General features: G+C 51.1%; 13 protein-coding genes. 10 read left to right on the top strand and 3 right to left on the bottom strand.

The annotated features are described in order from the left end of the window. The first annotated feature begins 66 nt into the window (after positions 1-66). The 4 genes from OLM33_03195 to OLM33_03180 all read left to right on the top strand — a co-directional run bounded on the left by OLM33_03195 (position 67) and on the right by OLM33_03180 (position 3984). Complete coding sequence (locus tag OLM33_03195) at positions 67-2046, top strand: TRAP transporter permease (protein ID MCW1712676.1); 1980 nt, start codon at positions 67-69, stop codon at positions 2044-2046. 84 nt (positions 2047-2130) lie between these two features. Continuing rightward, a complete protein-coding gene (locus OLM33_03190) occupies positions 2131-2625 on the top strand; it encodes an AbrB family transcriptional regulator (protein ID MCW1712675.1) in 495 nt (164 codons plus the stop codon). Positions 2626-2678: 53 nt separating this feature from the next. Continuing rightward, positions 2679-3569 (top strand): lysophospholipid acyltransferase family protein, encoded by an 891-nt coding sequence (locus tag OLM33_03185; GenBank protein ID MCW1712674.1) that lies wholly within the window; start codon positions 2679-2681, stop codon positions 3567-3569. Continuing rightward, positions 3547-3984 (top strand): endonuclease, encoded by a 438-nt coding sequence (locus OLM33_03180; protein ID MCW1712673.1) that lies wholly within the window; start codon positions 3547-3549, stop codon positions 3982-3984. The genes OLM33_03185 and OLM33_03180 overlap by 23 nt, the downstream gene beginning before the upstream one ends. A 69-nt stretch (positions 3985-4053) precedes the next feature. On the opposite strand, the gene OLM33_03175 is transcribed toward OLM33_03180, so the two are convergent. After that, a complete protein-coding gene (locus OLM33_03175) occupies positions 4054-4374 on the bottom strand; it encodes a YerC/YecD family TrpR-related protein (protein ID MCW1712672.1) in 321 nt (106 codons plus the stop codon). 196 nt (positions 4375-4570) lie between these two features. Here OLM33_03175 and proS point away from each other — a divergent pair, with 196 nt between their 5' ends. Continuing rightward, a complete protein-coding gene (gene proS, locus OLM33_03170) occupies positions 4571-6013 on the top strand; it encodes a proline--tRNA ligase (protein MCW1712671.1) in 1443 nt (480 codons plus the stop codon). Positions 6014-6118: 105 nt separating this feature from the next. Here proS and mnmE read toward each other — a convergent pair whose 3' ends face one another. Both mnmE and OLM33_03160 read right to left on the bottom strand, forming a co-directional pair. After that, the gene (gene mnmE, locus OLM33_03165) at positions 6119-7483 is read right to left on the bottom strand and encodes a tRNA uridine-5-carboxymethylaminomethyl(34) synthesis GTPase MnmE (GenBank protein ID MCW1712670.1); all 1365 of its coding nucleotides are present in this window, start codon (positions 7481-7483) and stop codon (positions 6119-6121) included. Between the two features lie 139 nt (positions 7484-7622). Then, the gene (locus tag OLM33_03160) at positions 7623-8831 is read right to left on the bottom strand and encodes a PLP-dependent aminotransferase family protein (GenBank protein MCW1712669.1); all 1209 of its coding nucleotides are present in this window, start codon (positions 8829-8831) and stop codon (positions 7623-7625) included. A gap of 261 nt (positions 8832-9092) precedes the next feature. On the opposite strand from OLM33_03160, the gene OLM33_03155 reads away from it, so the two are divergent. The 5 genes from OLM33_03155 to OLM33_03135 all read left to right on the top strand — a co-directional run bounded on the left by OLM33_03155 (position 9093) and on the right by OLM33_03135 (position 14487). Continuing rightward, on the top strand, positions 9093-10070 hold the full coding sequence (locus tag OLM33_03155) for an HD domain-containing protein (protein MCW1712668.1): 978 nt from the start codon (positions 9093-9095) through the stop codon (positions 10068-10070). A gap of 61 nt (positions 10071-10131) precedes the next feature. Then, positions 10132-11040: an RluA family pseudouridine synthase gene (locus OLM33_03150; GenBank protein MCW1712667.1), complete on the top strand. Its 909-nt coding sequence runs from the start codon at positions 10132-10134 to the stop codon at positions 11038-11040. Continuing rightward, positions 11030-11626: a DUF1847 domain-containing protein gene (locus tag OLM33_03145; GenBank protein ID MCW1712666.1), complete on the top strand. Its 597-nt coding sequence runs from the start codon at positions 11030-11032 to the stop codon at positions 11624-11626. Before OLM33_03150 ends, OLM33_03145 begins: the two co-directional genes overlap by 11 nt. 161 nt (positions 11627-11787) lie before the next feature. Further along, a complete protein-coding gene (gene rpsO / locus OLM33_03140; protein MCW1712665.1) occupies positions 11788-12054 on the top strand; it encodes a 30S ribosomal protein S15 in 267 nt (88 codons plus the stop codon). Positions 12055-12183: 129 nt separating this feature from the next. Then, positions 12184-14487, top strand: coding sequence for a polyribonucleotide nucleotidyltransferase (locus tag OLM33_03135; protein MCW1712664.1), 2304 nt, complete (start codon positions 12184-12186; stop codon positions 14485-14487). Position 14488 lies beyond the last annotated feature (1 nt).

Raw genomic sequence — 14488 nt, 5'->3', positions numbered from 1 at the left:
AAATAGTATTATAAAGTGGGGGCATTTCGGTGCCCCCATAGCATTGATAAGCAGGAGGCAGTCTTTATGAGCGACGAAAATATTACCAAAAATGGCCAAAACCACAGTATCCTTGATGAAGTGTCAATGGATGAATCAAAGATAAACGAACTGATAGAAAAGTACGACGCTGAAAGCAGATACAGAAAACTTACAGGTCTCCAGGGCAAATTCATTACAGCATGGCTTTGTGCCATGTCCCTTTTCCATCTTTACACTGCGGGGATCGCAACCATGCCTATCACCATCCAGCGTGCTATCCACCTTACCTTTGCTATCGTTGCAGTTTACATTCTTTTTCCTGCAGGAAGAAAAGGATCGAAAACATCGACTCCGATATACGACTGGATACTTGCAGCCTTAGCCGGAGGAGTTATCGGATACATAATCTTCTTTTTTAACGATATCGCCAGGCGCGGAGCAGAGCCCCTTCCTTATGAAATATGGCTGGGCATTGCAGCAATAATATTGGTCCTTGAAGCAGGCAGAAGGGTAGTAGGAAACGTTTTGCCATGCATGAGCATTTTGTTCCTTCTTTACTGCCATTTTGGCTATATGGTTCCGGGAATGTTCCAGATAAGAGGATATACACTGAGCAGGATCATCCAGCACATGTACCTGACTCCTGAAGGGATTTTTGGATTAGCCCTTGGAGTCTCTGCTACATTTGTGATCGTCTTCATAATCTTTGGCGCATTCCTCTCTCAGAGCGGCGGAGCAAGGTTCTTCAACGAACTCGCTCTGGCTGTAGCAGGAGGGACCCCCGGAGGCCCCGCTAAGGTTGCGGTCGTGGCTTCAGGACTTCTTGGTACGATAAATGGTTCTTCGGTAGCGAACGTTGCAACAACAGGCACATTTACGATCCCACTTATGAAAAGGGTAGGATATCCACCGCACTATGCAGGTGCAGTCGAAGCATGTGCTTCTACCGGAGGACAGCTCATGCCGCCTATAATGGGAGCGGGCGCGTTCATAATGAGCGAATTCCTTGGCATCCCATACCTTACGATAGCAGCGGCTGCGATAATACCTGCTTTTATTTATTACACCGCGATATTCACTAACGTACACATAAGGGCGAGGAAAGAAAATTTCCAGGGACTTCCTGCAGATCAGCTCCCGGTAGTCAGAGAAGTAATGAGACGCGACGGGCATCTACTGGTTCCTGTCATAGTGATAATCGTGACGCTTCTGATGAAGTATACTCCCCTTCGTGCAGGGTTTATCGGTGTTGTTTCTGTCATTTTGGTAAGTTCGTTAAAACAGAACACCAGAATGGGAGTGAAAGACCTCATCAAAGCCCTTGAAGAAGGCGCTCGCGGTGCGCTTGGCGTTGCTCTTGCATGTGCCCTGGTTGGATTCGTCGTCGGTACATCTTCGCTGACCTCACTGGGACTTACCATCTCCAATAACATAATAGACATTTCCGGCGGCAACCTTCTCCTTACCTTGATAATGGCAATGGTCGCATGTCTTGTGCTGGGTATGGGACTTCCAACGACAGCGAACTACATAGTCTGCAGCACAATAATCGCTCCAGCGCTTATTGGCATGAATGTTCTTCCTCTTTCCGCGCACCTTTTTGTTTTCTATTTCGGGATCATGGCCGACCTTACACCGCCGGTCTGCCTTGCAGCATTCACAGGAGCCGGCATAGCTGGAGCAAGCCCTTCAAAAACAGGCTTCACTGCCACTAAGATCGCTCTCTGCTCGTACATTATGCCCTACATGTTTGTCTACAATCCAATGATACTGCTCCAGAACGTAGTCCTTTACGAGCTGGTGATACTAGTGGTATCGGCGACCCTGGGTGTTGTAGTGCTTGCGGGAGCTTTTGAAGGATGGTTCTACCGCACGCTTAAAGTTTATGAGCGCCTTGTGATGTCGATATGTGCACTTGCGGCCATCCATCACAGTATGATGCTGAGCCTTATCGGAACGGCGGGAATAATCCTGGCTATCCTTTACCTGAGACAGACAAAGGGAGAGGCTGTTCTGGCAGACTAAGTTAAATTATTTAATGAATAGCGCTCCCTGTTCTAGGGGGCGCTTTTTTATTGTATACTTGGCGGCAGGAACGGGGGCCTGGTTGTGGATCCAAATTATCTGGTATTTTTTGCTGTAATAGGCGGCAGTGCCGTAGGCTACAAATCGGGTTTTCCCGCAGGGGCTCTTGTCGGAGGCCTGATAGTGGGGCTTATAATAAAAGCTGTGATGCACATGGGACTTGATGAGAAGATCGAGTGGCTTTCATGGATCTCACAAGCGCTCGTAGCCTATGTGCTTGTCAGGGGCAGTGACTTCTCCTCAATAGCCGAACTGCCAAAATATCTTCCGGCAGCAATGGCGTACAGTTTCTCGCTTCTTGCTTTTACCCTTGGTCTTGCCTGGATATTCTCCAAAATATGTAAAATGGATTTCCTTACTTCGCTCTTTGCGACGACCCCGGGCGGCCTGACGGGCATTGCAATAGTGGCTGTAGACATAGGCGCAGACCCAACTATATCGATACTGTTCAATATATGCAGGATCGTCACAATACTTGTCGTTGTCCCGATAATTGCCAATTTGATCGTAAAATATTGATAATGATATAGAGAAAACCACAAAAAGAGAGTTTCTCAGGAGAGGTAACAGAGATGAATAATAAGCAGTCCTTTATCTGGTCGGTACTTTCTTTATTCAGGAAGACAATACTTGTCCTGCCGCACAAAACTGCGGTCATGCTTGGCGGTTGCGTCGGTGCGCTCATCCCGCTTTTTACGCATAAAAAACTAATGGAAGCCTCAAAACGCTGCGCAAGGATACTAAACATCCCTGAGAAAGAGGCCATGCGCATTGTAAGGGGAGCTTACAGAAACTTTGGGAAATCTACGGCTGAGTTCATCAGACTGCCTGTTATGCCATCAAAGCTGAACAAGATAGTGACAGTCTACGGTGAGGAAAATCTTCGCGAAGCCTATGATGCCGGCAAGGGCGTGCTGATCGTAACAGCGCACCTGGGGAACTGGGAGTATGCCGGAGCGTGGTGCGCTCAGAACGGATATCAGATCAACGGGTTGGGTACAGACCAGAGGGATGAGAGGATCACAAATCTGATAATGGAACTCAGAAATGCTGGGGGCATGAAGGCCCTGGGCAAGGCCTCTGATCTCAAGGCTATGATAAGAGCTCTCCAGGCAGGGGAGATCATCGCGATACCGGTCGACCAGGATGCCAAAAAGGCAGGAATAGTCTCCCCGTTCCTCGGTTATCCCGCAAGCACACCTGTAGGAATGGCCAAGCTTGCAGATAAGCTTGGCTGCGCTGTCGTCCCTGCATATTGCGTACGGTGGCTTGGGACGGAAAAGCTCGAACTTCATTTCAATCCCGCCCTTAAGGGCAGGGAAGGAAAACCATACGGGAAAGACCTTCAGGAAAGCATAGATGACTGCAATGAGCTTATATCCGGGTGGATCAGAAAATATCCTGACCAGTGGATGTGGATGTACCCCAGATGGGAATCTGTTGAGAGGGGCGATTTCGATTAAGTGCGGTATAGATCCCGGCCGTCATAAGATAGGGGTGGCCTTCGCCGAATCAGGCACGCTGCTCTTCTCTGCGATAGTACCAAAATCCCAAGAGGCCATCCTTTCAGGTGCTTTGAGGGAGGGGAACTGGTCTCTGCTAGGGCGTTGGAGAAAAGAAGGGGACCTTGGGGCTGTCGAGGGAAAGACGGTCGAGAAGATATATATAGGCAACGGCACATCTTCGGATGACCTAATAAAGCTGCTAAATGGGGCCTGTGATATCGAATCGGCCGACGAATACGGTACTACGCTTAAGGGACGTGAGATATACTGGAGGCTTCATCCCCCTAAAGGGCTTTGGAGACTTATTCCGACCTCACTCAGGACTCCTCCGAGGGATATCGACGATCTTGCCGCATGGGCGATAATAAAATAATGCCCGCAATTTTTCTCCCACGTCAATGGGATAAAAAATGCGGGCTGACTTCCGAAACAGGTCTTTGGGTTATTTTTTCTTCTTCTTGTCCTCTTCTTTTTTTGTCTTTTCCAGCTTTGCGAGAACGTCCCTGTATCCGTCTGATCCGTATTCAACAAACTTCTTGACCCTGCTGATCGTCGCAGTGCTTGCTCCGGTCGCCTGTACTATCTGGGGATAAGACATCCCTTTCAGAAGCAGGCTTGCAACCTGGAGTCTCTGTGCGAAAGCCCTTATCTCGGAAAAGGTGGCCACATCCTCCAGGAAACGATAGGCTTCCTCTCTGTCTGTTATCGCCACTATCGAGTCGCAAAGCTGGTCGGTGAACTCATCTTTCCACTCTAAAGCCATGAACAATACCTCCCTATAGTAATGTGCTAAATACCTGCAGTATTCGCCTTAAGAATACGATAAAATGGTAAATTGTCAAGGGAAACAAATATTTCTGACAAGTTGTTCTAAATGCAGAGATAAATGTTACAATAGCCTGCACAGCGTTCTGCTGTGCGACGATAATACTGGAAGGAACAACAATGGAGGTAACCGGATGGCTAAGAACATAACACCTAAAGAACAGGATTTTTCACAGTGGTACCTTGACGTGATACGTGCCGCAGAGCTGGCTGACTATGCGCCTGTACGCGGCTGTATGGTCGTCCGACCTACCGGTTACTCAGTATGGGAACTCATCCAGAAGCATTTTGACGAGGCTTTCAAAGAAACCGGTCATGTTAATGCATCCTTCCCTCTCCTTATTCCTAAATCATTCCTGGAAAAAGAAGCGGAACATGTGGAAGGCTTTGCTCCCGAGTGCGCGGTCGTTACTCATGCAGGGGGAGAAGAGCTTGAAGAACCTCTGATAATACGGCCTACTTCGGAAACAGTAATAGGACATATGTACAGCAAATGGGTCCAGTCCTGGCGTGATCTGCCAATATTGATCAACCAGTGGTGCAACGTAATGCGCTGGGAGAAGAGGCCCCGGCTTTTCCTCCGGACCTCCGAATTCCTCTGGCAGGAAGGCCATACCGCTCATGCGACAAAAGAAGAAGCGGTAGACGAGACCCTGCTCATGCTCGAGGTCTACAGAAGGATAATGGTGGAGGAGCTTGCACTGCCGGTCATACCAGGAGAGAAGACTGAGGGTGAACGGTTCCCGGGTGCGGACAACACATACACATGTGAGACCATGATGAGCGACAAAAAAGCGCTTCAGGCGGGTACGAGCCATTATCTGGGCCAGAATTTCGCGAAGGCATTCGACATAAAGTTCCAGAATAAAAACGGAGAGATGGACTTTGCACATACGACCAGCTGGGGAGTATCGATGCGCCTTATCGGCGCACTGATCATGACCCACTCTGACAACGACGGTCTTGTTCTGCCGCCGAGGGTAGCTCCGACCAAGGCTGTCATTATACCCATCTCTACAGATGCGGCAAAATTCGACGAGATCATAGTACCCAAGGCCAAAGAACTCCAGTCTGCGCTGAACAAGATCCTTTGCGGACGCTTTGTCCGGGTCGACACTCAGCAACATCTTCGCCCGGGCGACAGGTTTTTCTTCCATCTCCAGAAGGGCGTACCGCTTCGCCTGGAGCTCGGAGAGAAGGAATATGCGGCCGGAAAGGTCAAAGTAGTTCGCAGGGACACCGGAGAGAAGGTCGATATTGTTTGGGAAGATCTTGAAAAACGCATCCCGGAACTTCTTGACGATATTCAGAAAAACCTCTTTGACAAGGCGCTGAAGTTCAGGCAGGAGAACACATTCCATGCGTCAGGCATGGCTGAGTTCAAGGAGATCCTGGAGACTAAGGGAGGCTTCGTCGAGGTATTCTTCGAGGGAAGCAAAGAGGATGAAAAGGCCATCAAGGAAGCGACAGGCGCGACACCGAGATGCTACCCGCTCGAGTACTCTGACGAGAGAGGCAGATGCTTCTACACCGGAAAAGAGGGAGCCCGTAAAGCCATTTTTGCGAAGGCCTACTAGTTTTCGCTTGAACTGCAATTAAGCATTTAAAATATTGAAGGGGGGCAAATTGGCCCCCTTCAATATTTTATCTATTCTATTGCCTGAGAGAAGCATATCATCTCTCTATTTGCCAATGCAAAACTTCGAAAATATCGTGTCAAGAAGGTTTTCTGTGACATCGATCCCGAGAAGCTTCGCTATCGAGGATCTTGCATCCGAGAGACATGTTATTGCCAGATCGTCCCCCAGCCCTTCTGCAACGACCTTTTTTGTCTCCCTCAGTGACGAAAGGGCCGCCGACAGGCATTCTATCTGCCTCGAGGTAACACCGTAGCCTCCCGTCACCTTTATGCCGCCGGTTATTTCGTTTACTATGATGTTCTTAAGCTCTTCGATGCCGTCTGATCTGAGGGCCGAAACAGAGACGATCCTGCTGTCAGGAAAAATTCTTTTTAATTGTTCTGCTGAAATCTTTTGTGGTATGTCGCTCTTGTTTAGTACGATTATGTGTTTCATCGAAGAGACCCTTCTGCCGAGTTCCGTCTCTTCCTCTGTCAGATCGTCGCCTGCGTCTATTACCCAGACACGGAGATCTGCCTCCGCCATTGACCTTATCGACTGGTTCACCCCGATGCACTCTACCTCATCTTCAGTATCGCGAATGCCGGCGGTGTCTATGATCCTGATCGGTATCCCCCTATGGATCAAGGTCTCCTCGATCCTGTCCCTGGTAGTCCCTGGAACTGGGGTGACAATAGCCCTTTCTTCCTTTAAAAGCGCATTGAGCAAGGATGACTTGCCAACGTTGGGCCGGCCTATTATGGCAGTCCTTATGCCCTCTCGGAGGATCAGTCCGGAACGGCAGCCGTCCAGTATGGCCCCACTTTCCCTGATCAGGTCATCAAGGCGGTTTTCGCATTCGTCCCTTGCTATGTAACCATCGTCCTCTTCGGGAAAATCCAGATCCACCTCTAAAAATGCGGCAAGCCCGGTCATTCTGTCAAGCAGTATACTCAGCTTTTCTGCAAAGGTCCCCTGAAGGGTCCTTGATGAGGCGTAAAGCGCTTCATCGCTCTCTGCACGGATGATCCCGAGCACCGCTTCAGCCTGGGGCAGATCTATCCTCCCGTTTACGAAGGCTCTGCGGGTGAATTCCCCCGGCTGTGCCAGCCTGGCACCTGCAGAACACAGTTGTTCGATGCACTTCTGTGCGGGCAGGAGTCCTCCGTGGCAGTGAAACTCCACGCACTCCTCTGCCGTGTAGCTTGCGCCTTTGTCAAACCTTACAGCGAGCACCTCGTCAAAAAAATCGCCTTCAGCCGAGCGAAGTTTCCCCAGTGTCAGGAAACGCGCAGGCAGGCCGGCCAGACTCTTCTTTCCCGCGAATATTTTGTCGGCTATATCTACTGAACCTTCCCCTGAAAGCCTGACGACGGCGATGCCGCCCTCCCCCCACGCTGTAGCCATCGCGGTAATGATGTCCTCCATGGTCCCGCCTCCCTTTGCCTCTCCATTATAATCTTCCTTCGATCGTTGTATCAACGGCCGTTTGCTTTAACATTGCCGGTGCATGGAAAAAGCGGCCTCCTAAGAGAGGCCGCACCGTTTATGCTGTCAGAACGCTTATTTAAAGAGCCTTTATTGCTTCGCCGAGGCGTTTTGCGCCCTCTTCGAGCTCTTCCGGCTGCGCGAATGTGAAGCAGGTGCGCATGAAATCAAGTCCCGAACCGTCTACGAAGAAGGAGGGACCGGTAACGAACGCGACTCCATGCTCGATCGCCTTCATGAAGAGGGCTGTCGAGTCGACTCCGGGGACCTGCAGCCAGAAGAAGAAGCCGCCTTCCGGGGTGTTGTAGATCGTGTTGGACGGCAGGTATTTCTTGAATCCGGCCTCCATGGCATCGCGTTTCTTCGCATAGTGGGCGATGATCTTGGGGAGGAAGCCGTCAAGGTGTCCAAGTCTGCAGTATTCATAGACCAGTGCCTGTGCTACGACGCTCGAGCAGAGGTTCGTACCCTGCTTGATCATGACGAGTTTCTGCATAAGCTCGGGATCTCCGACTATCCATGCCACACGTGTTCCCGGGGCCAGTATCTTGGAGAAAGAGCAAGCGTAGACGACTCTTCCGCTCTGTTTTTTATCCATAGAGAAGATAGTCGGTACGTGGTTTCCCGTGTAGCGCAGGTGTCCGTAGGGGTCGTCCTCGAAGATTATAAGATCATACTTCTCGGCGATATCAAGCAGCTTCGCCCTGCGCTCCTCAGAAAGGGTGGATCCGGATGGGTTCTGGAAGTTCACTATCGTGTAGATGAATTTGATTTTGTGTCCGTCATTGCGTCCCTGTTCGATAATGCCGGGAAGAAGATCAACGCACATGCCGTCTTTATCGCACGGGACGGAGATGAAACGGGCTCCGCGGTTTCTCATTGCATGGATCGCTCCCGGGTATGTGGGACCCTCTACTATTATTGTGTCACCGTCGTTCAGAAGAACGCTGCAGAGAAGGTCCATCCCTTCCTGTGATCCCGTTGTGATCAGCATCTCTTCCGGTTTTGTCTCACGGCCCATCCTCGGAGCCATCCATTTTGCGATGTATTCCTTAAGCGGCGCATAACCGTCTGTAGCTCCGTACTGAAGGACATCTCTGCCTTCCCGGGCCAGTATCGCAGAAGCTTCAGAAAACTCAGCAACAGGGAAAACAGCAGGGTCGGGGTTGCCTCCTGCAAAAGATATCACGCCCGGGGTCTTTGTGTATTTCATAAGAGCCCTGATGGGTGAAGGTTTGACGTTAAGGGCTATATCCGAAAGCCTTGCATTCCAGTTTACCGAACTCATAGCAAATCCCTCCAAAAAATATTAACATAACATAATTGCCTCTTTCTTGTGAAAGAGACCGCATTGTCATTATACACAAAAAAAGCAGATTGTCACTGAGAAAAATGATATATCAGCGGTACGAACAACGCATTGCCCCTTTCAATAGTTGGCTTAAGCGTCTATTATTAAATTGGAATTTCGAAGCAAACATGCACCGGAAGGAAGATAAATATGCCAGAAACGCAATCTGCACTGAAAAACAGCCAAGATATCCGCAAAATGACCTCTGGGTCATCATTTAAGGCAATATTCGTTGTATCCTCGCTTTTTCAGAAAAATGACAAAAACGGAAAACCCTACTTCGAGATGGCTGTGACGGACCAGTCCGGTACGCTTGAGGCAAAGATATGGTCGGATGCCGTCTGGTTTGACAGGTCTGATCCCGAACTGGACCCCTCTTCTCCGGCAAAAAGGCTGGATGACGGGAAGCTTAGGAATGTTGCCGGCTGTACGATGGGAGTGGAGGGCAAAACAACTGAATTCAGGGGGCAGATACAGTTCAACTTCAACAAGCTGACTCTGCTGGACCAGGAGAAGTTCCCCCCTTCGCAGTATCTCCCGAGATCGCCGATAGCACTGGAGGAACTTCTGAAAAGATATGAGGAGCTCGTATCCTCCTGCCGTGCGGAAGTGGCGGAATTCATCAGATATGTATATAAAGGCGAGACATGGAAGCAGTTCCGTGACTGGCCCGCAGCTGTGAGCCACCACCACGCGTACGCGAACGGACTTCTTGAGCATACGCTGTCAGTTACCGAGTGTGCCAGGGCGATGGCACTTTCATTCAGGACATCGGGCTATGACATAGACGTCGACATAGTAACAGCTGGCGGACTCCTTCACGACCTCGGCAAACTCGGATCCTACAAGATGGGTTCGATCCCGGAGATGACCCTTGAAGGGGCTGTTCTTGACCATATAGCGATAGGGTATTCAATGTTTGTGGAACTTGCAGAGAGTGCACAGCTTGACAGCTCCATCAGGCTCCAGCTGGCTCATATTCTGCTGAGCCATCACGGACAGAGGGAGTTCGGTTCTCCTGTTGTCCCTGCCACACCCGAGGCCATGATAGTTTCTGCGGCCGACGAACTCGATTTCAGGGTCTTCTGCTGGAATGACTCCGTAAAAGACCTTGCTGACGACCAGCCGATATCGCAGTGGCACGCAGCCACGGGACGCCGTTTCTGGAAAAGGTAGCGCCAGTACCGTTTCCGGATCGGGCAAGGTACAGGGGACACTCCGACAGAGAGGAAAAACGATGTCAAAAGAGTTTTATGTTACGGCAGATCAGTCCGGCAGACGCATAGACAGGCTCCTTAGGGGCATGTGGCCCTGGGTCCCCCTCGGGGCAGTGATGAAGGCAATCCGGACCGGGGAAGTCCGTCTGGATGCCCGGAAGGTCAGACCGGATACAAGGGTCGAAGAGGGACAGTTCCTCCAGGTCCCATGGGAGGACGCCATGCCCGATCAGAGGACGGCGGACCGGGATGTCAGGATCCCGGTCAGGAACAGCTTGGAAACGATATACAGGGATGAATATCTCTGGATCATCAACAAGCCTGCGGGACTGCTCACCCAACCCGACACAAAAGGGGGCGATTCCCTCATTACAAGGGTGCTGACAGAACTTGCCTGGGCGAGGAGCGACTTTCGCCCCTCCACCGTACAGCGCCTTGACAGGAATACATCGGGTGCCGTAATAGTTGCCCTTACCGGCCTTTCTCTGAGACACCTCTCGGAGCTGATAAGGGAGAGAAGGATCAGGAAGATCTATCTGGCCGTTGTTCAGGGCAGGACAGAGGAGTCGGGAGAGATAGACCTGCCGGTCCTCAAAGATCCCTCTTCGAACACCGTAAGGATAGACCCGGACGGACAGAAGGCTCTTACCAGATACAGAAGCATATCCTACGGCAACGGCTGGAGCGGAGTCGAAGCTGAACTTGTTACAGGAAGGTCCCATCAGGCGAGGGTCCATTTTGCCGCAGTCGGACATCCTATAATCGGAGACATAAAATACGGCGGTGACGTGAAAAAAGCGAAAAGGCCGCTGCTCCACGCATATTCACTGGTATTCCCTGACGATGAGGGACTTCCGGAAAACATCAAGAACAGGGAATTCACGGCTCCCCTGCCAAAGGATATGGAGGAATATTTTAATGAGATGTGATCTTTGCGGCGACAAAAGGTGCAGGGATGAGGAGCCATGCGTAGTCAGAAACAGCATCGAACTCTACTCGGACCCTCACGAAAAAATGATGATGCAGACCGCAGCCGTGGTAGAGTCAGAGTTCTACGGCGACCTCAACAGGATAGAAGAAGTGGTGGAGTTTGCCGCAAGGATGGGATATAAAAAGCTCGGCTTAGCTTTTTGTGTGGGATTGCAGGAAGAGGCCGCAAAAATTGCCGACTACCTTTCCGATTTCTTTGATATCGAGGCAGTTTGCTGCAAGGTGTGCGGTATCCCGAAATCCGATATGGGAGCTCCGACAAGCGACAGGGTGGGGCCGGTCAGCTGCAACCCTATAGAGCAGGCGAGGATGCTTGAAGAAAAGAATACAGACCTGAACCTTGTTGTTGGACTATGCGTAGGTCATGATGCCCTCTTCATTAAGCACTCACACACCTATGTGGTCCCTCTTGCTGTGAAGGACAGAGTCCTGGGGCACAATCCGCTTGCTGCAGTCTACTGTTCTGCTGTCAACAAGAGGATGAAGAAGAGGGCAGAGTCGCGGGAGAGCAAAAAAGACTCATAGGCAAAAACGTTTAAGGCTATAATGATCTTTCGGGGACGGCTTGTCATATCTGATACTCTCTGCTATTATTTCCATTGCCCTTCACACGGACCGGCGCACAGCGACGTTGGCCTGAGTTTTGGGAATATCGGGCGCAACAGGCTCAGACAGGAGTGATCGACATGATCGACAAGGAAAAGAAACAGCAGCTGATCGAAGAATTCAAAGTACACGGGGCAGACACCGGTTCCACAGAGGTGCAGGTGGCCATCCTCACGACGCGTATCCGTGAGCTTACAGACCACATGAGGATCCATAAGAAGGATTTCCACTCCCGCCGCGGTCTTCTCATCATGGTAGGGAAGCGCCGCAAGCTTCTTCAGTATCTCAAGGACCGTGATTTCAACCGTTATCAGTCGCTTATCCAGCGCCTCGGACTGCGTCACTGATCACAGGTTGGTAAAGTTACTGAAAAAACAGGCAACTTATGCATGGCGGAGGGTGAATACCTTCGCCATTTTTGTTATTTTGTGCTATTCTTCAACAGTTGAAGACAGAAAACGGGAGGAAAAGAAAAAATGAAAGAGATATTTGAGTTGGAATTATACGGCAAGACCATGTCCTTTGAAACAGGGCGTCTTGCAAAACAGGCGAATGCCGCAGTTCTTGCGGGGCACGGCAGGACTGCAGTGCTGGTCACTGCAGTGCTTGCGGAAAAAGCAAGGCAGGGGCTAGACTTCTTCCCTCTCCTTGTAGACTACGAAGAGAGGTTCTATTCTGCGGGAAAAGTGCCCGGAGGATTCATCAAAAGAGAGGGACGCCCCTCCGATACCGCTATACTGAGCGGGAGGATGATAGACCGCTCGATCCGCTCGCTTTTCCCTGAGTGGATGCGAAACGATGTCCATGTCGTCGCAACAGTCATGTCTGTCGACCAGGCCAACCCGGCCAGCATCCTGGCCATAAACGGAGCCTCGCTTGCCCTTTCCATGTCAGACATTCCCTGGGACGGTCCGATAGGGGCGGTGCGCATCGGCTGCATTGATGGAGAACTTGTAGTTAATCCCGATGAGACAGACATGCCGCGAAGCACAATGGATCTTGTAGTCGCAGGACACAGGGGCGGTGTCACTATGGTAGAGGCCGGAGCGAAGGAAGTTTCGGAAGAGCTTCTTGTCGATGCCATGGAACTGGCAAATGAGGCCATCAGAAAGATAGTTGACTTCATTGATGCTGTCTGTGCCAAGGTCGGAAAGCCGAAGGCGGAGCTGCCCTCACCTGAAGTTATCACAGAGATAGATGAATGGATGGAGAAGGAAATCTATGATGACATTTACGCAGCTGTTCAGATCCATGAAAAGCAGCCGCGCGGCGCAGCTATAGGAGAGGCACAGAAGAGGGCGGAAGAGTATTTCTCCGAGTCCCATCCGGATTCAGCGAACTACATAGCGGCAAAAATGGACGAGATGGTCAAGAAGTGCGTCAGGAAACTCCTCCTTGACGACAGGCGCAGATCTGACGGCAGGAGCATGGATGAACTCAGGAAGATCACCTGCGAGACAGATGTGCTCCCAATGACCCACGGATCGGCACTCTTTACACGGGGCGAGACACAATCTCTGGGGGTCACGACCCTCGGAATGATGGGCACGGATGATCAGATCCTGGACGGGCTGAAACTTGACGAGCCTCCCAAGAAGTTTATCCTCCATTACAATTTCCCGCCGTACTCTGTGGGTGAAGTCAGACCAATGCGCGGCCCCGGACGCAGGGAGATCGGCCACGGAGCACTTGCAGAAAGAGCTCTTAGCGCCGTATTCCCGAGCGAAGAGGAATTCCCCTATGTGGTCCGCCAGGTATCCGACATTCTTGAATCAAACGGCTCAAGCTCGATGGCAAGCGTATGCAGCGGCAGCCTCTCGATGATGGCAGCAGGCGTCCCTATCAGGAAGGCAGTTGCCGGGATCGCAATGGGACTTATCGCAGACAACGGAAAGTTCGGGATACTGACCGACATACAGGGTCTGGAAGATCATTACGGCGACATGGACTTCAAGGTCGCAGGCACAAGGGACGGAGTGACTGCACTCCAGATGGACAACAAGGCCGGAGGCATAACGAGGGATATACTGACGCAGGCGCTGGGACAGGCCAAAAAAGGCAGGCTCCAGATACTCGATATCATGGATGGGACGATCTCTGCGCCTCGCGTTGAACTTTCATCGACAGCGCCTAAGATAATTACGATAAACATCGATCCGGAAAAGATCCGTGAAGTCATAGGCCCCGGCGGCAAGATGATCCGTTCGATAGTACAGCGTACAGGAGCAAAGATAGATGTGGATGACAGCGGACGCGTATACATTGCAGCCGTCAACGATGATTCAGCTCAGGCAGCGGTCAGGATAATCAACGATCTCGTCCGCGAAGTCAAGGCGGGGGAGACATTTGTCGGGACAGCCACAAGGATGATGAATTTCGGCGTCTTTGTAGAGGTGCTCCCGGGCAAGGAGGGACTCCTCCACGTAAGCGAGATCAGCAACTATCATATCCCCAGGCTTGAGGATGCGATAAATACAGGAGATAAGGTCCTTGTAACAGTCAAGGAAATTGATGAAATGCACAGGGTCAACCTGAGCCGCAAGCGCATTCTTGATCAGCTTGATGATCTTGCGAAGGATCCCGAGTTTGCAGAGCAGGCCGCAATAGAAAAAGAGCGTGAAGAGCGTTTCTCGCATTTCCCAAGGAGCGAGGGAGGCCCAAGGCGCGAGGGAGGTCCGAGGCACGATGACGGCGGAAGGCCTCCGCGCAGGGACTTCGGTTCTGACAGAGGCTCGGATCATCGTCCTGTCAGGCGCTTTGAAAGAGAACGTAAAAAGTAGG

Source organism: Synergistaceae bacterium DZ-S4, from assembly GCA_025943965.1.
Taxonomy (GTDB): Bacteria; Synergistota; Synergistia; order Synergistales; family Synergistaceae; genus Caenicola; species Caenicola nitritireducens.
Note: the sequence above shows the minus strand (reverse complement) of the source record. Positions and strands in the feature narration are given on the sequence as shown.